The following is a 17,659-nucleotide window of genomic DNA, read 5'->3' as shown; positions in this document are numbered from 1 at the left end:
GATGACACCGGTTGCTGAGCAAATGCTATTCCGCCGCCTGCTGCTGCACCGTCGGCTCGGTTCCCGCCACCGTCGCGCGGCGCATGTCGCGGGGCTGGGACTGGTCGTAGCGGCGGACGCGGTGCATGGTCTGGCGGTTGTCCCACATCACGAGGTCATGCAGCTTCCATTTATGCACGTAGACGAATTCCGGCTGCGTCGCGTGCTCGTTCAGGTCGCGCAGCAGCAGCCGGCCCTCAGGCACGCTCATGCCGACGACCTTGCCGGCATGCGATGAGAGATACAGCGACTTGCGGCGATGGACGGGATGGGTCCGCACCAGCCGTTGCAGCACCGGCTTGAACATCTCCTTCTCCTCGTCGGTGTATTCGGTGAAGCCGAGCGATCCCCGCGAATACATCAGCGAGTGCTCGCAGACGAGGTCCTCGATCTCCGCCTTCGTCTCGTCGTCGAGTGCGTCATAGGCCGCGCGCATGTCGGCGAATTCGGTGTTGCCGCCCTTCGGATTCACCACGCGCGCCGACAAAAGCGAGAATTTCGCCGGGATGGGACGGAACGAGCTGTCGGAGTGCCAGAGGCAGTTGCCGAGATTGAACAGATGCGCGCGGCTGTCCTTCGCAAGCGGCTTGCCGTCCTTGCCGAGATTGGAGACGTCGTTCAGGCCGGATTGCAGCCGGTAGTCCTTCTCCTTGGTCACGGTGCCGCCGCGCGCGTCCTCGCGCCGGCCGAAATTCAGCGCGAAAGCCATCTGCTGCTCGTCGGTGATGTCCTGGTCGTGGAAAACCAGCACCGCATATTTGTCCATGGCCGCCTCGACCTGGCGCGCTTCATCCGGTGTGAGAGGCTTTCGCAAGTCGAGGCCTGAAACCTCGCCGACAAAATGCTTCTGAAGCTGCCGGATGGCGATCGTCATGACGTTCTCTCCCGCGGGTCGCGAGCGGTTACCCCGCTCTGTTGACGAAAAAGCTACTCCCGCGCCAGTCGTTGTCAACGCTTCGAGCGCATGGCTCTCACGCGTTGCGGGCCATCAGCCCGCCATCGACCGGAATCACCGCGCCGGTGAGGAACGATGCCGCTGGCAGGCACAGGCTCAGCGTCATGTGCGCGACCTCTTCAGGATCGCCATAGCGGCCGAGTGCGGTGCGGCGCTTGGCGTAGATGGTCTTGTGCTCCTCGGAGATGCGGTCGGTGATGGCGGTGCGGATCGGTCCGGGGCAGATGCAGTTGACGGTGATGCCCTCGCGGCCGAGCTCCACCGCCAGCGAGCGGGTGAGGCTGGCGACGCCGCCCTTGGCTGCTGAATACGGGCTGTGCAATGCGGTGGCCCCGAGCGCTTCGGTCGAGGCGATGTTGACGATGCGCGGGCTCTTCGACTTGCGCAGGTGCGGCAGCGCAGCACGGATGATGCGCGGATGTGCCGTCAGCATCACGGCGATGCCCCTGGCCCAGGCGTCCTCATAGGCCTCGTCGTCGATCGCAACACGCACGGAGATGCCGGCATTGTTGACGACGATGTCGATTGCCCCGAAATGCGCGGCGACATCGCCGACCACGCGCTTGATCTCGCCGCCGTCGGCGACGTCGAGCTTCCACGCCCTGGCTGAACCGCCGCTCGCCGCAATCTCCTTGGCGACAACATCCGCGCCCTGCTCGTCGAAATCCGTGACGGCCACGTTGGCCCCCTCGGTGGCGAACACGCGCGCCGTCGCGCGCCCCATGCCGCTGGCCGCGCCGGTGACGAGAACCGTGAGGCCCTTCACGGACCGGCTGAGCTCCCTGGAGTCGGACATGCTGTTTTCCTCGCGCCGTGCTTGTTCTTGTTGTGATTGACAAGGCTGGCATCGATCCGCAGACAGGTCAAACAAGCAAGACGAAAGGGGAGGCCGCGATGGCGAACGAACTCGATTTCTCGGGCAAGCAGGTGCTGGTGGTCGGCGGTTCCAGCGGCATCGGCAACGGCATCGCGCAGGCTTTTCGCGCGAGAGGCGCGCATGTCGCGGTTTGCGGCACGCGTGCTCGGCCTACGGAATATTCCATCGAGGAAGGCTCCGATCTCACGGGCCTCGCCTATGCCCAGCTCGACGTCAGCAATGCCGGGGCGATCGAGGCGTTCAAGCCGTCCTTCGACAGGCTCGACGTGCTCGTGCTCGCGCAGGGCGCGGTGCTCTATCGCCGCGGCGAGTTCGAGATGGCTGGCTTTCGCAAGGTGGTCGAGGTCAACCTGATGAGCCTGATGGCCTGCGCGACGCGCTTCCATTCCATGTTGCGGGATTCCAGGGGCTCGCTGATCATCGTGTCCTCGACAGCGGCCTATCATTCCACCATGGGCAATCCCGCCTACAATGCGTCGAAGACCGGCGCAGTCGGATTGACGCGGACGCTGGGCGAGGCCTGGGGCGAGGACGGCATCCGCGTCAACGGCATCGCGCCGGGGCTCGTCGACACCAAGATGACGAAGGTGACGACCGACAATCCGAAGCGGCTCGAAGGCGCGCTTGCGCGCATCCCGCTGCGACGATTGGGCACGCCGGCCGACATGGCGGGCGCGGCGCTATTCCTGGCCTCGCCGCTGTCGTCCTACATCATCGGCCAGACGCTGGTCGTCGATGGTGGTCTCATTCTCTGATCCCGTGGAACTGCACTGCTCCTGATCGGTTACTTGGGCTGACCCCCCGAGGAGGAGCAACATGGATACGGATCGGATTGTCGGATCGGCCAAGGAATATGCCGGACGCGCGGAAGGCGCGATCGGAGACATCGCAGGCGATGCCAAGACGCAGGCGTCGGGCAAGGCACGGGAAGCTGCAGGCACGGTGCAGAATCTCTACGGCCAGGCCAAGGATGCGGTGCGTGATGCCACGGACACCGCGGCAGGCTATGCCAAGGACGCCTACGAGAACAGCGGCGAGACCTTCCGCGACGGCTCGAAGGCGATCGCGCAGAAGGTGCAGGACAACCCGCTCGGCGCGCTGCTGGTCGCCGGCGGCATCGGCTTCGCGCTCGCACTCCTGATGTCGCGACCCGCGCGCCGCCCGCCGCCGCGTTGGCGCTATTGAGGCATGATCCGGGAAAGTGCGCAGCGGTTTTCCGAAAAGATCATGCTTGAGCAACAACCTAAAGTGCGATGACGATTCATCCTGATCGCGTCGCGCTTCAGGGCTCGGCCAAATGCCACGTCAATCCGGGCTCGCGCCTTCCGGTGCGGGCCCGGAGTTCATTCATCGGTCGCGGTGATAGGGCTGATGGGTCCGGGCTCGCGCCGCGGGCGCCCCGTATGACATCTCAAATCAGCAAGGCAGATTACCGGAACATCTCCGCCGCTCGCCCGACATTGGCAGGCGGGCGCGGAATCCCTGGATTGGAATTCGGATTGCGCGGCCCCGGGGCCGGCGTCCATTGGCGCGGCTGCGGAGAGCCGAAGCCGAAGCCGAAGAAGTCCCGGCCTGCGGGCGTCGCCTGGGCCGGCTGCTGCGGCGGGACCTGCGGCTTCTTCGGCGCGAGCTTCGGAGGCGCGATCACCGCGGCCGCTCCTGGCGACCCCTGCGCCGTGCCGCCGTCGGGCGTCGTTGTGGCCATCGGCGTATCGCCCTTGGCCTGCTCACGGCCGACTTCCCGGCGCGGCCAGGCATAATCGTCGGCGCGGCCGGCTGGAGCCGCCAGCGGTTCACCCTTCACCATGGTCTTGGCTGCGAGCGCATCGACGGCGGCTGGACGCGTGCCCGGCCCGCCCAGCAATTGATCGGTCGAAATCGAGGCTGCAACCAAAGGCACGATCGGCCCCGCCAGCGGCCGCGGTGCGGGCTTGCCCGGCTCGGCGCTGGTATCGGGGGTGGCAGGCTCGCTCGGCAGCGCGATCGGACCGGAGCGTGCCGCGAGCAGGCGCGTGATCTCGCGCTCGACATAATGGGCGAGCTTGCGTGCGCCGGCCTTGGTGAAATAGACGCCGTCGGAGCTGCGGAGCTGACGGATCTGGCCTTCGAAGTCCGGGCCCTTCTGGAGGAAGCGGCCGGCTTCGTCGACGAAGCCGTCCCACACGTCGACATAGGTGATGCCGGCCTTGGCCGCGCCCTCTCGGTACAGCGAATCCAGGAACAGCGTGTCCGCGGTGCCCTTCGTTCCGCGAACAGCGGGCAGGCCGACCCAGAGCACCGGCACGCCCTTGGCCTTGAGGATGTTGGCGAGCTCCTCGATCTTCTTGCCGTAGAGCTCGACCCAGCGGTCGTCGCGGAATTCGTAGAGGCCGTTCGGGTTGCGCGCGGTCTTCTCCGGCGCGGCCGCGGGCGTGTCGGCATTGTCGGCATCGTCCTGCGGCAGATCGGCATCGGCAGGCTTGTCGTCCGGCTTGGCCGCGGTATCGGTGCCGGGCTTCGTCTCGCCGGGCTTGGCGTCACCCGGCTTTGCCTGCGGCTTGGCGCGCGCGCCTTTGTCGCTCTTCTTGTCTTTGTCCTTTTCCGCGGCCGCCTTGTCCGTCTTGTCGGCAGCGGGCTCACGGATCGCGGAGCGGTCGTTGAGGCCGAGCATGACGACGATCACGTCGGGCTTCTCGGTCTCGAGAATGCCCCTTGCCGCCGCCGCCCAGTCCGCGGGCTCACCCTTCGGCTGATACTTGATGAGGCCCGACGTGGTCTTGTGCTTGCGGATCACGCCCATATCGGGCTGCTCGCTGTAGGCGTCTTCCAGGCCATAGGCGAGCCAGTCGGCCATGGCATCGCCGATCACCAGCACGTTCTTCTCAGGAATGGTGTCGCGTTTCGCCGGCGCCGGCGCGCGCGAAAAATCCTGACGCGGCGCCTGCGGCTGTTGCGGCGGGTACGGCGCGAAGAAGTCGCCGCCGAACCATCCGCCGCCTCCTCCGCCGCCCCGTGGTGGCGGGGCCGCTCGCTGCGGCGGGCCGCCGAAACCGGGGAAGTTGAAGAACTGCGCCGAGGCAGGTCCTGCGACCGAGACCAGGATTGCAAGCGCCGTCCCCAGCGCGATCAACGGGCCGGTCTCGGTCAGCACCTTGAACAGGGACTTCTTCGACATGCGATCTCGGGCGCGCGCGAGGGGATTGGAAGCAGCTCGATATAATAACGGAATCAGGCCGCAAACGGGCAGATTCTCTTTGCAGATTCTTCTCCATAGGCCGGGGAACGGCCGCCGGCGTCAAGGCCGCCTGTCGAAATCCCGCCTCAGGGTTGCTTTCGGCGCGATTTTACCGCCCGCGCAGCCGGTCCAGCACGTCCGATGAGGCAAATCCGTCGGCGGGGACCCCGATCGAGGCCTGGAAGTTGCGCAGGGCTTCCCGGGTCTGGCCGCCGAACTGGCCGTCCGGGGTGCCCTTGTAGAAGCCGCGCTGGGCCAGCAGCTGCTGCAGTTCCAGCCGCTCGGTGCGCGCCAGCTCCCGCTCCTGGCGCGGCCAGGGTTGGACGAAAGGCTGCCCCCCGCGCAGGCGATCGGCGAAATGACCGATCGCCAGCGCATAGGCCTCGGCCGGGTTGTACTTCATGATGACGCGGTAGTTCTGCAGCATCAGGAAGCCGGGTCCTTGCGCGCCGGCCGGTGCCAGCAGATAGGCTTTCTCCGCCGGGTGCGGGAAGGGCTGCCCCGTCGCCCGCTTCAGCCCAAGCTTCTCCCATTGCGCGATCGTCATCGCCTTGGCGCGGTCGGCCAGCATGTAGTTGAAGCCCTGGGGCACCACGACCTCGTAGCCCCAGGTCTGGCCGGACTGCCAGCCGTCCTTCTTCAGGTTGTTGGCGGTCGAGGCGATCAGGTCGGTGGGATTGTCGACGACGTCGCGCCTGCCGTCACCGTCGCCGTCGACCGCGAAGCGCTTGAAGGCGGTCGGCATGAACTGGGTCGGGCCGAAGGCGCCGGCCCAGGAGCCGCGCAGCTGCTCAGGCCTGAGATCGCCGCGGTTGAGGATCTCCAGCGCGGAGAGGAACTCGTCCTTGAAATAGGCTTGGCGGCGGCCGATGCAGGCGAGCGTCGCGGTCGATTGCAGCACGCTGCGGTCGCCCATCTGCGTCGAGTAGTTGGACTCGATGCCCCAGATCGAGGCGATGATGTAGCGGTCGACGCCGGTGGCCCTTTCGGTGGCCTCGAACTGCGCCTTGTACTTGGCGAGAATTTCGCGGCCCTTGGCGAGGCGGTTGTCGTTCACCAGGATGTCGAGATAGTCCCAGATCGACTTGGTGAACTCCGGCTGCGAGTCCATGAGGTCCATGATGCGCAGGTCGGGACCAAGGCCTGCGGTGAAGCGCTGAAAATTCTCCTGCGTGATGCCGCGCCGTGCGGCATCGGGCCACATCGCGGCGACGCAATTGCTGAAATTGCCGGCGGCCTCGCGGATCGCGGCGGCCGTCATCAACGGATGGCCCGAGGCGCCGTCCTCGCCGCTCCAGGGTTGAGCGCCGCCGGGGCCTGGCGGCGCTTGCGAAGGTGCCGGACTGGAGCCGGAGAAGATGCCGCCGAACAGGTTGGACAGGCCGTTCTGGGCCTGGGCGTGCGCGCAGGCCGGCAGCAGCGAAGCGGCAGCAACCATCGCTGCGCCGGTCAGAAATCCCGCCCGTTTTGCCAGCCCTGCCATCGTTTGCATCATGTCCCACCCGTCGGCCTGAAAAAATCCGCCACAGGAGGCCCGGTTAGCGTTGCCAATAGCTTAACAAAGGTGAAATTTTGGTGACGGCCTTTTTCTTAACTCTGACCGGGCGAGGCCCCACATCCGCCTTTGTTGGCGGCTGCAAACAGGCTAGCAAGAAGCCATTGCTCCCGTCACATGTGCCCCCAGGTATTCGATCAATCACATGAGAATTCGCAAAGCTGTATTCCCCGTTGCCGGCCTCGGCACCCGCGTCCTGCCTGCCACCAAGGCGATGCCGAAGGAAATGCTGACCATCGTCGACAAGCCGCTGATCCAGTACGTCTATGACGAGGCGAAGGAAGCCGGCATAGAGCACTTCATCTTCGTCACCGGCCGCAACAAAAGTGTCATCGAGGATCATTTCGACCGCATGTTCGAGCTCGACACGACGCTGGCCGCGCGCGGCAAGAAGGCCGAGCAGGACATCCTGGCGCAGAACCAGCCGGAAGCCGGCGCCGTCAGCTTCACCCGCCAGCAGGCGCCGCTCGGCCTCGGCCACGCCGTCTGGTGCGCGCGCGACATCGTCGGCAACGAGCCGTTTGCCGTGGTGCTGCCGGACGAGCTCGTGCTCAACACGCCCGGCTGCCTGAAGCAGATGATCGAGATGGCATCCTCGCTTGGCGAGAAATCCAATCTGATCGCGGTCGAGGCGGTGCCCGATCACCTGACCCACCAATACGGCATCTGCGGTGTCGGCAAGCGCAACGGCAAGATGTTCGAGGTTGACGGCATGGTCGAGAAGCCGGCCAAGGGCACGGCGCCCTCCAATCTCTCCATCACCGGCCGCTACATCCTTCAGCCGGAGATCTTCAAGATCCTGGAGACCCAGGAGCGCGGCGCCGGCGGCGAGATCCAGCTCACCGACGCCATGATCGGGCTCGCCAGGACGCAGAAGTTCTACGGCGTCGAGTTCGATGGCGAGCGCCATGATTGCGGCTCCAAGCCGGGCTTCCTGCGTGCCAACATCGCCTACGGCATGAAGCGCCCGGAACTGCGCGACGGGCTGATCGCCGAGATGAAGAAGTATCTGGGGCAGGAGTAGGCGCTATCTCTCCACTCGTCATTGCGAGGAGCGAAGCGACGAAGCAATCCAGGCTGGTTCTGCGGAGACAATCTGGATTGCTTCGTGGAGCCTGTCATCGGGCCGCGCTTCGCGCGGACCCGGTGGCTCGCAATGACGACGGCGAGAGAGTTCGTTAGGCCACCCGCGACAGCTTCGGAATGCTGGCGACCACCGACTGGTTGCGCCCACCGGCCTTCGCGGCATAGAGCGCCTTGTCGGCAGCGGCGACTAGGACCGGCCAGTCCATGCCGGCCGCGGGCACGAGACTGGCGATGCCGCAGGAGACCGTCGAGGCCGCCTGGCCGTCGGACCAGCCCTGCACCTTGAGGCGGATCTTCTCGGCGACCTTGAAGGCATCGTCGGCCGAGGTGTTCGGCAGCAATACGGCGAATTCCTCGCCGCCGTAGCGCGCGGCGCAGTCGCCGGCGCGGCTCACGGAATCTGAAATGCAGATGGCGATGCCGACCAGCACCTGGTCGCCGGCCTGATGGCCGAACGTGTCGTTGTAGGCCTTGAAATGATCGGCATCGATCATCAGGAGCGCGAGCGGCGCCTTCTGGCGCATCGCGCGCCGCCATTCGACGTCGATGACGGTATCGAACTTGCGGCGGTTCCTCAGGCCCGTGAGCGCGTCCGTCGTCGCCATCTCCTCGAGCTTGCGTTCGGCCTCGGCGCGCCGCCCGATCTCGCGCGCGAGCACGAGCGTCGATCCCAGCACGAACAGCGCGAGTGCCAGCACCACGGCGCCGATGCGGAACGCCTCCCTCTGCCAGAGTGCGAACACTGCGGCCAGGGGCCTGCCCGCCACCACGAACAGCGGTCCGCTGTCGCCGCTCCGAACATAGAGCCGCGGCGTCGGATCGACCGGGCCCTGTCCGGAATAGGAGGCACCGGCCGGGAGATTGTCGGCCTTCCAGCTTCGGCGATCGTTCAGGTTCGTGCCGATGATGTCGAGATCGAACGGCCGCCGCATGATGATGGTGCGGTCGCGCTTGAGCACGGTGATGGTGTCTTCAGGGTCCAGGTTCAGCCGCTCGAACAATTCGTGGAAATAGCTGAAGCGGATCGAGCCGGCGACGACGCCGAGGAAGCCGCCGTCGGTATCGCTGATGCGCCGGCTCAGCACGATGGAATAGGCGCCGCGGAACAGCATCGGGCGGCTGATGAAGAGCCCGGCTCCGGGATTGTCGCGGTGGACCGTGAAATAGTCCTCCTGGCTCCGGTTCTCGGCGAGGGGATCGAGCGTGGAAGCGTCGATGATCAGCCGGCCCTCGGCATCGAACACCTGGATGGCGCCGAAATGCCGGGCCGTCGTCGCGTGGTCGAACAGGATCAGGTGGCGGATCGTCTTGGAGACCGTCGCGAGCTCGGGCAGCAGCATGTTGCCGGCGACCGCCTTCAGCGACAGGTCGTAGATCTCGATGTTGCGGCCGATGTCGGACTCGATGGAGGTCGCGAGGTTCTCCAGCGTCTGGCGGGCGAGCGCCTCCTCGCCGCGGCGCATGTCCAGCATGACGTTGACGCAAATGGCCGAGAAGCCGATCACCGTCACCACGGACGAGATGATCAGCAGCTTCGCCGAAATCCGCCATGGCCGCCGGGCCGTGATTTCGCGCCATCCAAAGGGCATCGGTCGCTCCCGCTACCAGTGGATGCGCCCTAAAGCTTGCGTAGTGTTTAAGGCAGGACGGCGCTACCGCAATGAGTTAAGAATCGGTGTATGGGTCGAACGGTTTTTGGCAGATCGGACGGGACTTCGGACGAGAGGACGCTTGTGAACGACTACGACGCGTTGCGCGACTATCTGATGCGGCAGAAGCAGGAGGAGTTCGTGCTGAGCTTCGAGCAGATCGAGGAGATCATCGGCGCCGCGCTGCCGCGCGCGGCGCATCGTGCCTCCTGGTGGGACAGCCTGCGCAGCCCCGACATCCAGATGCCGCAACGCGAAGCCTGCCTCGCCGCGGGCTTCGTGGCGACGCGGATGCCGGACGGTGCGAGCGTGCGGTTCAGGAAGCAGAGGAACGAGCGGCGGCGTTGACGTCGACGAGGCGCGCTCTTCCCCTCTCCCCTTGTGGGAGAGGGTGGCTCGCCGCGAAGCGGCGAGGCGGGTGAGGGGTTCTCTCAGCGCGCTAGTCTCGCGCATTTGAATTCGCGGAACGAACCCCTCATCCGGCGCTTCGCGCCACCTTCTCCCACAAGGGGAGAAGGAAAGACGAGAGCCGTCAGCTCGCCGCTTCCAGCCGCACTTCCGTCAAGAGGCGCATCGCCGCGTCCGCATCCATCGGCTCGCCGAAGGCGAAGCCTTGCGCGTATTCGCAGCCCATCTGGTAGAGCTCGACCGCATCGGAATCGGTCTCGGCGCCCTCCGCCACCACGTCCATGCCGAGATCGTGCGCGAGCGCGATGATCGACTTCAGGATCACCGGGCGGGTGCCGCGGCTGGTGGTGCGCACGAAGGACTGGTCGATCTTGATGGTGTCGAACGGGAAACGCTGGAGATAGGCCAGCGAAGAATGGCCGGTGCCGAAATCGTCGAGCGACAGCCCGGTGCCGAGCTCGCGGATGCGCGTCAGCATCTGCGCCGCGTGCTCCGGATTCTCCATCACCAGCGATTCCGTCAGTTCGAGCTTGAGCGTGCCGCGCGCCACCGAGGAGCGCGACAGCACGGTGCGGATGTCGTGGATCAGATCGTGGCGCAGCAACTGCCGTGAGGAGACGTTGACGGAGGCGAAGATCGGGTCGCGCGAGCGCATCGCGCGCTGCCACACCGAGAGCTGCTTTGCGGTCTGGTCGAGCACGAACATGCCGAGGTCGACGATCAGCCCGGTCTCTTCGGCGATGGTGATGAATTCCGACGGCGCCATGCGGCCGAGCTTCGGGTGATCCCAGCGCGCCAGGGCCTCGAAGCCGGCGATCGAACGATCCTCCAGCCGCACGATCGGCTGATAAAGGATGGTGATCTCCTGCCGCTCGATGGCGCGGCGCAATTCGCTCTCCAGCGTCAGCCGGTCCGTCTTCCGCGCACGCATGGCGGGCTTGTAGACGTCGATGCGGTCGCCGCCGATGCGCTTGGAATGGTACATCGCCAGCTCGGCGTCCTTGATGATCTCGTCCGTGAGCTGCGTCTGCGGATCGGACAAGGCGAGGCCGATCGAGGCGGTGAGGAAGATCTCGCGGTCGTTGAAGGCGATCGGCGCGCGGATGGTCTTGCGGATGGTCTCGGCGAAGGCGGTGATGCGGGCCGGGTCCTGTTCCGAGAGCAGGATCAGGCCGAACTGGTCGCCGGCCAGTCGCGCCAGCGTGTCCTGCGGCTTCAGGATGCGGGTGAGGCGGCGGGCGAGGGTGAGCAGGATGGAATCGCCGACCGCGATGCCGACGGAATCGTTGACCTGCTTGAAGCGGTCGAGATCGATCACCATCAGCGTCGGCCGCAGCGTCGGCATGGTCTTGGAGAAGTTGGCGACAGCGCCCAGCCGGTCCATGAACAGCTTGCGGTTGGGCAGGCCGGTGAGGTTGTCGTGCACGGAATCGTGCAGCAGGCGTTCCTCGGCGTTGCGGAGCTCGGTGACGTCGGTGAGCGTGCCGACGACGCGCGAGACCTCGCCGTCGGAGCCGACCACCGGGCGGGCCTTCAGCGCGAACCACATGAAATGACCGTCCGGCGTGCGCAGGCGGAAATCCTGCACCAGCCGGCCGCGGCGCTGGTCGAGCACGCTGTCGAGCGCGGCGCGGAAACGGTCCTGGTCGAGCGGATGCAGCACTTCGAGCCAGGACGCCGCGGGGCCTTCCAGCGTGCCGCGCTTGAGTCCGAGCAGGGCCTCGGTCTCGGGGCTGGTGAACACCTTGTCGGCGGACACGTCCCAATCCCAGATCAGATCGCCGGAGCCGGCGAGCGCCAGCGCCCGCCGCTCGATGTCGGAGACGATGCCGGTGGTGGCGCCGCCGCCGGCGAAGGCGTGCTGCATCACCGTGAATCCGATCAGCATCACGATCAGCACGAGGCCGCCGAGCAGGGCCGGGCCGACGATGTCGTTGGTGACGGAGCCCGCGACGGTCATGCCGGCCGCGACCACCCAGACCACCAGCAGGAACCAGGTCGGGATCAACAGCACCGCGCGGTCGAAGCCGTGGGTGGAGAGATAGACGATCAGCGCGAAGCCGGCGAAGGCGATCAGCACCAGCGAGATGCGCGCGATGCCGGAGGCCACCGCCGGATCGAACAGCGCCAGCGCCACCAGCGAGCCGAGGAAGGCGAGCCAGCCGATCGTGATGTGGGAATAGCGCACGTGCCAGCGGCTGAGATTGAGGTACGCGAACAGGAACACCAGCAGCGTTGCCGCGAGGATGGCCTCGCCCGCCGCGCGCCAGATGCGCTCGGCGTTGTTCGACATGTCGAGCACCTTGCCCCAGAAGCCGAAATCGACGCCGATATAGACCAGCACCGCCCAGGCCAGCGCGGCGGCGGCCGGGAACATGATGCTGCCCTTGACGACGAACAGGATGGTCAGCACCAGCGCCAGCAGGCCGGAAATGCCGATCACGATGCCCTGGTAGAGCGTGAAGGAATTGACCTTGTCCTTGTAGGATTCCGGCTCCCACAGATAGAGCTGCGGCAGCTTGTCGGTGCGCAGCTCCGCAACGAAGGTGACGACGGCGCCGGGGTCGAGCGTGATGCGGAACACGTCGGCGGTGGCGCTTTCCTGACGCTCGGGCCGGTCGCCGATCGAGGGCGTGATGGTCGCGATGCGCGACAGGCCGAGGTCGGGCCACAGCAGCCCCGAGGAGACAATGCGATAATGCGGGGCGACGATCAGGCGGTCGAGCTGGTCGTCGGTGTTGTTGGCGAGCGCGAACACCACCCAGTTCTGCCCGCCTTCGCGGGCGCGCACCTCGATGCGGCGGACGATGCCGTCGGTGCCGGGCGCGGTGGAGACCTGGATGCGATCGGCATCGCTGCGCTGATGCTCGAGCACGCCGGTGAGGTCGATCGCGGGCGCGTCGCTGCGGACGCTGACGGCGTCCAGCGCGCGCGCGGGATACGCGGCGACAAGAATCATGAGGCCCAGCGCGATGGGCGCGAGGCACCTGATCAGACGCAAGGTCAATTCTCCGCGTTCGACGCAAACTCTGAGTGCAAGGCGAATCTAGAAGGCGATTCAGACCGGACCGAAGTGGTTCGGCGCGTCGCGATAGATGCCACGAAAGCGAGGAAAATCAAAGGGTTTCCGGCCTGGCCTGTGGGCCGGCGGCCTAGGCCTCCAACACAATTTTGCCAATATGTGCGCTGGTTTCCATGCGCCGGTGGGCATCCGCCGCCTTTTCCAGCGGGAAAGCGCTGTCCATGACCGGCTTGATGCGGCCTTCGCGCAAAAGCGGCATCACTTTCGCCTCGATCGCGGCCACCATCGCGGCCTTGTCCGCATTAGTACGGGGGCGCAGCGTCGAGCCGGTATGGGTCAGGCGCTTGACCATCACCTTGGCGATGTTGACGCTGACCTTGGGGCCGTTGAGGGTGGCGATCTGGACGATGCGGCCATCGACCGCCGCGGCATCATAGTTGCGATCGACATAGTCGCCGGCGACCATGTCGAGGATCAGGTTGACGCCAAGGTTGTTGGTCTCCGCCTTGACCACGGCGACGAAATCTTCGGTCTTGTAATTGATGGCACGGTCGGCGCCCAGCTTGAGGCAGGCGTCGATCTTGTCCTGCGATCCCACGGTGACGAACACCTTGGCGCCGAATGCTTTCGCAAGCTGGATCGCCATGGTGCCGATGCCGGAGGAGCCGCCATGGATCAGCAGCGTCTCGCCGGCCTTGAGGCCGCCGCGCTCGAACACGTTGTGCCAGACCGTCATCAGGGTTTCCGGCAGCGCGCCGGCTTCCTTGATCGACAAGGCCGGCGGCACGCTCATCGCCTGGGCATCCTGGGCGATGCAGTACTGCGCATAGCCGCCGCCGGCGACCAGCGACATCACCTTGTCGCCGACCTTGTGCCGCCTGGCATTGCTGCCGACCGCGACCACTTCGCCCGCAATCTCGAGGCCCGGCAGGTCGCTGGCGCCGGGCGGCGGCGGATAGGCGCCGGAGCGTTGCGCGACGTCAGGCCGGTTCACGCCCGCGGCTTCGACCTTGACCAGGATCTCGTCCGGACCGGGCTGCGGAACGGGGCGTTGTTCCGGCACCAGCACCTCCGGTCCGCCGGGCTTGGAGATGGCGATCACGGTCATTTGCGCGGGCAGCTTGTCCATGATGTGTCCTTGAGTGCATGGGATCGGCGGATGGCATATCGCCTTTTCCGCCAAAGTGAAACGACATTAAGGCCCGAACCGCGCTGCCAGATGCCGTGCTCTCTCGAGAGAGATTTTCTCGACCAGTGGACGGATCGGAGCGACGGCCGTGCCGGCACCGCCATCGAGCAGGTCCGCGAGTGGGCCAACGGGCCAGCTAGGAACAGCGTCAATGCGACCGAAGGCGCGCAGCACATTTTCCGACAGGCTGGGTATGATACTCCAAGCCAGCACGGCGCAGACGCTGATCAGATTGAGTCCTGTCCGAGTCACGAGCGCTGCGCGTACCGGATCGGACTTGCTGGCCGTCCATGGCGCGGCGTGCTGCAGGTAAGCGTTCGCGACATCCCAGATCGCGCGAGTTGCCGCCGCCGCCGCACGAAACTCGAGCGCCTCGTGGTGCCGTCGCAGCGTCGCGATACGTTGCTCGAGTTCGCGTGCGAGCAGGTGCTCGGCCGCGCCCGGCGCACCGCCTTCCGGAATTCGGCCGTCGAAGGCCCGATGGGCGAAGCGGACGATGCGATTGACGAGGTTGCCGAAGATGTCAGCGAGATCCTTGTTCACGTCGGCGACGAACTTCGCGATACTGAAATCGGTGTCGGCGCTTTCGGGCGCGTTGGCGATCAGCCACCAGCGCCAGAGATCGGCCGGCAGTTCTTCCAGGGCCTGATCGGTGAAGATGCCCCGATTGCGGCTGGTCGAGAACTTGCCGCCTTCGTAATTCAGCCAGTGGAATCCCTTGACGATATCGACTGTTTTCCACGGCTCGTTCGAGCCGATCAGCGTTGCCGGAAAGCTTACAGTGTGGAATGGGATGTTGTCCTTACCGAGGAACTGGATGTAACGGACGTCATCGGCCTGCCACCACCATTTTCGCCAGTCGCGGCCTGGCGCGGCGGCGGCCCATTCCTCCGTGGCTGCGATGTAGCCGATCGGCGCGTCGAACCAGACGTAGAATACCTTGTTCTCGAATCCCTGGCGCGGAACCGGAATGCCCCAGGTCAGATCGCGCGTAATGCAGCGATCGCGCAAATCAGCCGTGAGCCAGCTTTTCGCAGTTGACACCACGAAGGAAGGCCAGCCGGACCGGCTGTCGATCCACTCGCTCAACGCTGCGACAAGCCGCGACTGCCGCAGGAACAGATGGCGGCTTTCGCGGGTCTGAAGCGCGCGGTCGCCCGACAGCGCAGATCTCGGATCGATCAGTTCGGGCGGATCGAGCAGCGTGCCGCAGTGGTCGCATTGATCGCCGCGTGCGGATGGGTCGCCACAATGCGGGCAAGTGCCGAGCACGTAGCGATCTGGCAGGAAACGGCCGTCCACCGGGGACCAGACCTGTTGCAACGCGCGTTCCTCGATCAGTCCGCCCTGTTCGAGTCTACGATAGAAGTGCTGCGTCAGGGCGCGATTCTGCGGCGAGCTGGTCCGCCCGAAATGGTCGAATGACAGGCCGAAGCGGCGGTAGATGTCGGCCTGGATTGCATGCTGCGTGCTGCAGAAGGTCTGGATGTCCTGTCCGGCGCGAACGGCGCCGAGCTCGGCCGGCGTGCCGTGCTCGTCCGTGGCACAGACGAAGAGCACCTTGTCGCCGGTCTGCCGTCTAAAGCGGGCATGGACATCGGCAGGCAGGAGCGACCCGACCAGATTGCCGAGATGCTTGACGCCGTTCACATAGGGAAGGGCGCTGGTGATGAGAATTTTGGACATGGCTGCGTCTTTCGCGTTTGGTGATGCCGACCCGGAAGAGATCAAACCGGAAAATCAAAAGCCCTCCCGCATGATCGGAAGGGCTTGGGGTCGGCTCATGCCTCACGCGCGTGGACGCGCTCTCATCCCGTCCGGTCAGCCTCCTTGCGGTCGGGCCGGGGCATTCGCGTCAAATGTTGCGCGCTCGCGAAAGTCACTGCACATTTCTCCTTGTACAGAAACGATAGCATTTCGGGATGGAGAACGCCAGATCAGCGTCCTTCAGGACCGCTCGGGAGACACACATGGCCATGGAAGACGACGACCGCCCGCGCAGGAAGATCACGCACGAAATCGGCCAGGATCTTTCACTGTTGTCGGTCGAGGAACTGACCGAGCGCGTCGCGCTGCTCAGGACCGAGATCGCAAGACTGGAGGAAGCCGCCACCAGGAAGCGCGCCTCGCGCGATGCGGCGGACAGCTTCTTCAAGTCGTAGGATTGTCCCGACTCTCGTGTCCCGGACGCGGTGCGGCACGTAGTGACGCGCCGCAGAGCCGGGACCCATGCCTCACCAACACATCGGCCAAAGGGCTGGGCCCCGGCTCAGCAGTGCAGCACTTCGTGCCGCACTGCGTCCGGGGCACGAGACCTCGGCTCGGCCGCTGGCCGACATGGCTAACGAACTCTCAAAAAATTAGCTCGTTTACGGTCGATTAAGCTTTCGGGTTTATGACTGGAACTGTCCTCGTTTGGACACCGAGTGGCTCCTGTCCACTCTGTTTGACGCCTCCCTGTTATCAACTTTCAAAGCCGCCGGTCTCCGGCGGCTCTTTTTTTGCGCAAAGCGCAGCGGATACCGCTTCGCGTCGAGAAGACCTGTCGAAACAAGAATATCCCCTCAGTTGCATTTGCGAGGAATGTCCCGCGGAAACCATATCCGCGCTTGTCACTGGACTCCGCGCTCCGCCCGCGCAATGATTTGTTCATCATAAGCCGGCGCCAAGCCGGACAGTCAAACAGTTGCGTAAGGGGCGTTAACCATGGAACGTTTGCAGGCCGAAGGCGCTCTCGTTCAGCTCAGCGAGCGGTTCACCAATTCTGCGGCGTTCGGCGCTCTGTTCCGTGAAGGCATGGACCTCGTCGAAGAGACCGCCGCCTATCTCGACGGCGCCGGTCGCGTCGAGGCCAAGGCACTCGATCGCGCCGTCAGCCTCACCTATGCGACCGAGAGCATGCGCCTCACCACGCGCCTGATGCAGCTTGCTTCCTGGCTGCTGCTGCATCGCGCGGTGAAGGAGGGCGAGATGACGCTGAGCCAGGCCAACCGCGAGAAGACCAAGGTCAAGCTCACCGCGGCCGATCCTGGTCCCGTCGACACCATCGAGAAGCTGCCCGCGCAGCTCCAGGACCTGATTCATCGCTCGATGAGCCTGCAGATCCGCGTGCGCCGCCTCGACAGCACGATCCACACCCCGCCGGCCGAGCACGTGGCGATCGGCAACCCGCTGGTGCCGCACCTCAACGCGCTGAAGGCCGCGTTCGAGCGATAAGCCTCTCGCTGTCATTCCAGGGCGGCTCGTAGAGCCGAGCTACGGTGCGCACTTGCGCACCTGAGAATCTCGAGGTTCCGGGTTCGATGCTACGCATCGCCCCGGAACGACCGCCCCAAAACAAAAACGCCCCCGGCTTGCGGGGGCGTTTTCGTCTCCAGCCTTGCGGCCGGCTCAATCCTTTTTGAGAAAGCCCGAAAACTTCTTCTGGAAGCGCGAAACGCGGCCGCCGCGGTCCATGATCTGCGTGGAGCCGCCGGTCCAGGCCGGGTGCGACTTCGGGTCGATGTCGAGGTTCAGCGTGTCGCCTTCCTTGCCCCAGGTCGAGCGGGTCAGGTACTCGGTTCCGTCGGTCATGACGACCTTAATCGTATGATAATCCGGATGAATTTCGGCTTTCATGGCAATTCCTCGGCGCTCCGGCGCCTTCTTGGGTGGCTAGCGAATGA

At 65.3% G+C, this 17,659-nt stretch carries 15 protein-coding genes; 6 read left to right on the top strand and 9 right to left on the bottom strand.

Annotated features, from left to right (window positions below; genetic code table 11):
- Nucleotides 1-25 precede the first annotated feature (25 nt).
- Together AC1RQP_RS11505 and AC1RQP_RS11500 are read right to left on the bottom strand one after the other, a co-directional pair.
- Entirely contained in the window at nt 26-913 is an 888-nt protein-coding gene (locus AC1RQP_RS11505; RefSeq protein ID WP_239627266.1) for a TauD/TfdA dioxygenase family protein, read from the bottom strand.
- Nucleotides 914-1,010: 97 nt separating this feature from the next.
- Complete coding sequence (locus AC1RQP_RS11500; RefSeq protein ID WP_492937004.1) at nt 1,011-1,790, bottom strand: SDR family NAD(P)-dependent oxidoreductase; 780 nt, start codon at nt 1,788-1,790, stop codon at nt 1,011-1,013.
- A 98-nt stretch (nt 1,791-1,888) separates the two neighbouring features.
- On the opposite strand from AC1RQP_RS11500, the gene AC1RQP_RS11495 reads away from it, so the two are divergent.
- Entirely contained in the window at nt 1,889-2,626 is a 738-nt protein-coding gene (locus AC1RQP_RS11495) for an SDR family NAD(P)-dependent oxidoreductase (RefSeq protein WP_492937003.1), read from the top strand.
- Between the two features lie 61 nt (nt 2,627-2,687).
- A complete protein-coding gene (locus tag AC1RQP_RS11490; RefSeq protein ID WP_131871924.1) occupies nt 2,688-3,056 on the top strand; it encodes a CsbD family protein in 369 nt (122 codons plus the stop codon).
- Between the two features lie 244 nt (nt 3,057-3,300).
- On the opposite strand, the gene AC1RQP_RS11485 is transcribed toward AC1RQP_RS11490, so the two are convergent.
- Nucleotides 3,301-5,025 (bottom strand): SGNH/GDSL hydrolase family protein, encoded by a 1,725-nt coding sequence (locus tag AC1RQP_RS11485; protein WP_492937002.1) that lies wholly within the window; start codon nt 5,023-5,025, stop codon nt 3,301-3,303.
- A 169-nt stretch (nt 5,026-5,194) separates the two neighbouring features.
- Entirely contained in the window at nt 5,195-6,580 is a 1,386-nt protein-coding gene (locus AC1RQP_RS11480; protein WP_492937001.1) for a lytic murein transglycosylase, read from the bottom strand.
- A 205-nt stretch (nt 6,581-6,785) separates the two neighbouring features.
- Between AC1RQP_RS11480 and AC1RQP_RS11475 the strand changes: the two genes are divergently transcribed.
- On the top strand, nt 6,786-7,664 hold the full coding sequence (locus AC1RQP_RS11475; RefSeq protein WP_492937000.1) for a UTP--glucose-1-phosphate uridylyltransferase: 879 nt from the start codon (nt 6,786-6,788) through the stop codon (nt 7,662-7,664).
- A 154-nt stretch (nt 7,665-7,818) separates the two neighbouring features.
- On the opposite strand, the gene AC1RQP_RS11470 is transcribed toward AC1RQP_RS11475, so the two are convergent.
- Nucleotides 7,819-9,315, bottom strand: a complete 1,497-nt coding sequence (locus tag AC1RQP_RS11470; RefSeq protein WP_492936999.1) for a sensor domain-containing diguanylate cyclase — start codon at nt 9,313-9,315, stop codon at nt 7,819-7,821.
- A gap of 144 nt (nt 9,316-9,459) precedes the next feature.
- Here AC1RQP_RS11470 and AC1RQP_RS11465 point away from each other — a divergent pair, with 144 nt between their 5' ends.
- Nucleotides 9,460-9,723 carry a DUF7662 domain-containing protein gene (locus AC1RQP_RS11465; protein WP_035708505.1) on the top strand — a complete coding sequence of 88 codons (264 nt, stop codon included), beginning with the start codon at nt 9,460-9,462 and terminating at the stop codon, nt 9,721-9,723.
- Between the two features lie 184 nt (nt 9,724-9,907).
- Here AC1RQP_RS11465 and AC1RQP_RS11460 read toward each other — a convergent pair whose 3' ends face one another.
- The 3 genes from AC1RQP_RS11460 to metG all read right to left on the bottom strand — a co-directional run bounded on the left by AC1RQP_RS11460 (nt 9,908) and on the right by metG (nt 15,680).
- Nucleotides 9,908-12,784 carry an EAL domain-containing protein gene (locus AC1RQP_RS11460; RefSeq protein WP_239627254.1) on the bottom strand — a complete coding sequence of 959 codons (2,877 nt, stop codon included), beginning with the start codon at nt 12,782-12,784 and terminating at the stop codon, nt 9,908-9,910.
- Nucleotides 12,785-12,935: 151 nt separating this feature from the next.
- A complete protein-coding gene (locus tag AC1RQP_RS11455) occupies nt 12,936-13,934 on the bottom strand; it encodes an NAD(P)H-quinone oxidoreductase (RefSeq protein WP_492936998.1) in 999 nt (332 codons plus the stop codon).
- A 66-nt stretch (nt 13,935-14,000) separates the two neighbouring features.
- Nucleotides 14,001-15,680: a methionine--tRNA ligase gene (metG, locus tag AC1RQP_RS11450; protein WP_492936997.1), complete on the bottom strand. Its 1,680-nt coding sequence runs from the start codon at nt 15,678-15,680 to the stop codon at nt 14,001-14,003.
- A 284-nt stretch (nt 15,681-15,964) separates the two neighbouring features.
- Between metG and AC1RQP_RS11445 the strand changes: the two genes are divergently transcribed.
- The gene (locus tag AC1RQP_RS11445) at nt 15,965-16,156 is read left to right on the top strand and encodes a DUF1192 domain-containing protein (protein WP_492936996.1); all 192 of its coding nucleotides are present in this window, start codon (nt 15,965-15,967) and stop codon (nt 16,154-16,156) included.
- A gap of 544 nt (nt 16,157-16,700) precedes the next feature.
- Nucleotides 16,701-17,210 carry a protease adaptor protein RcdA gene (rcdA, locus tag AC1RQP_RS11440; protein ID WP_239627247.1) on the top strand — a complete coding sequence of 170 codons (510 nt, stop codon included), beginning with the start codon at nt 16,701-16,703 and terminating at the stop codon, nt 17,208-17,210.
- Nucleotides 17,211-17,384: 174 nt separating this feature from the next.
- On the opposite strand, the gene rpmE is transcribed toward rcdA, so the two are convergent.
- Nucleotides 17,385-17,612 carry a 50S ribosomal protein L31 gene (rpmE, locus tag AC1RQP_RS11435; protein WP_028182497.1) on the bottom strand — a complete coding sequence of 76 codons (228 nt, stop codon included), beginning with the start codon at nt 17,610-17,612 and terminating at the stop codon, nt 17,385-17,387.
- Nucleotides 17,613-17,659: the final 47 nt, after the last annotated feature.

It is taken from the genome of Bradyrhizobium sp. GW821-FHT13H06, from assembly GCF_058803975.1.
The sequence above is the reverse complement of the archived record's forward strand: the minus strand, read 5'-3'. Positions and strand labels throughout refer to the sequence as shown.

Excerpts from the sequence above, each read along its gene's own strand:
- AC1RQP_RS11505 (WP_239627266.1), bottom strand. The coding sequence starts at position 913 with ATGACGATCGCCATCCGGCAGCTTCAGAAGCATTTTGTCGGCGAGGTT.
- AC1RQP_RS11500 (WP_492937004.1), bottom strand. The coding sequence starts at position 1,790 with ATGTCCGACTCCAGGGAGCTCAGCCGGTCCGTGAAGGGCCTCACGGTT.
- AC1RQP_RS11495 (WP_492937003.1), top strand. The coding sequence starts at position 1,889 with ATGGCGAACGAACTCGATTTCTCGGGCAAGCAGGTGCTGGTGGTCGGC.
- AC1RQP_RS11490 (WP_131871924.1), top strand. The coding sequence starts at position 2,688 with ATGGATACGGATCGGATTGTCGGATCGGCCAAGGAATATGCCGGACGC.
- AC1RQP_RS11485 (WP_492937002.1), bottom strand. The coding sequence starts at position 5,025 with ATGTCGAAGAAGTCCCTGTTCAAGGTGCTGACCGAGACCGGCCCGTTG.
- AC1RQP_RS11480 (WP_492937001.1), bottom strand. The coding sequence starts at position 6,580 with ATGATGCAAACGATGGCAGGGCTGGCAAAACGGGCGGGATTTCTGACC.
- AC1RQP_RS11475 (WP_492937000.1), top strand. The coding sequence starts at position 6,786 with ATGAGAATTCGCAAAGCTGTATTCCCCGTTGCCGGCCTCGGCACCCGC.
- AC1RQP_RS11470 (WP_492936999.1), bottom strand. The coding sequence starts at position 9,315 with ATGCCCTTTGGATGGCGCGAAATCACGGCCCGGCGGCCATGGCGGATT.
- AC1RQP_RS11455 (WP_492936998.1), bottom strand. The coding sequence starts at position 13,934 with ATGGACAAGCTGCCCGCGCAAATGACCGTGATCGCCATCTCCAAGCCC.
- metG (WP_492936997.1), bottom strand. The coding sequence starts at position 15,680 with ATGTCCAAAATTCTCATCACCAGCGCCCTTCCCTATGTGAACGGCGTC.
- AC1RQP_RS11445 (WP_492936996.1), top strand. The coding sequence starts at position 15,965 with ATGGCCATGGAAGACGACGACCGCCCGCGCAGGAAGATCACGCACGAA.
- rcdA (WP_239627247.1), top strand. The coding sequence starts at position 16,701 with ATGGAACGTTTGCAGGCCGAAGGCGCTCTCGTTCAGCTCAGCGAGCGG.
- rpmE (WP_028182497.1), bottom strand. The coding sequence starts at position 17,612 with ATGAAAGCCGAAATTCATCCGGATTATCATACGATTAAGGTCGTCATG.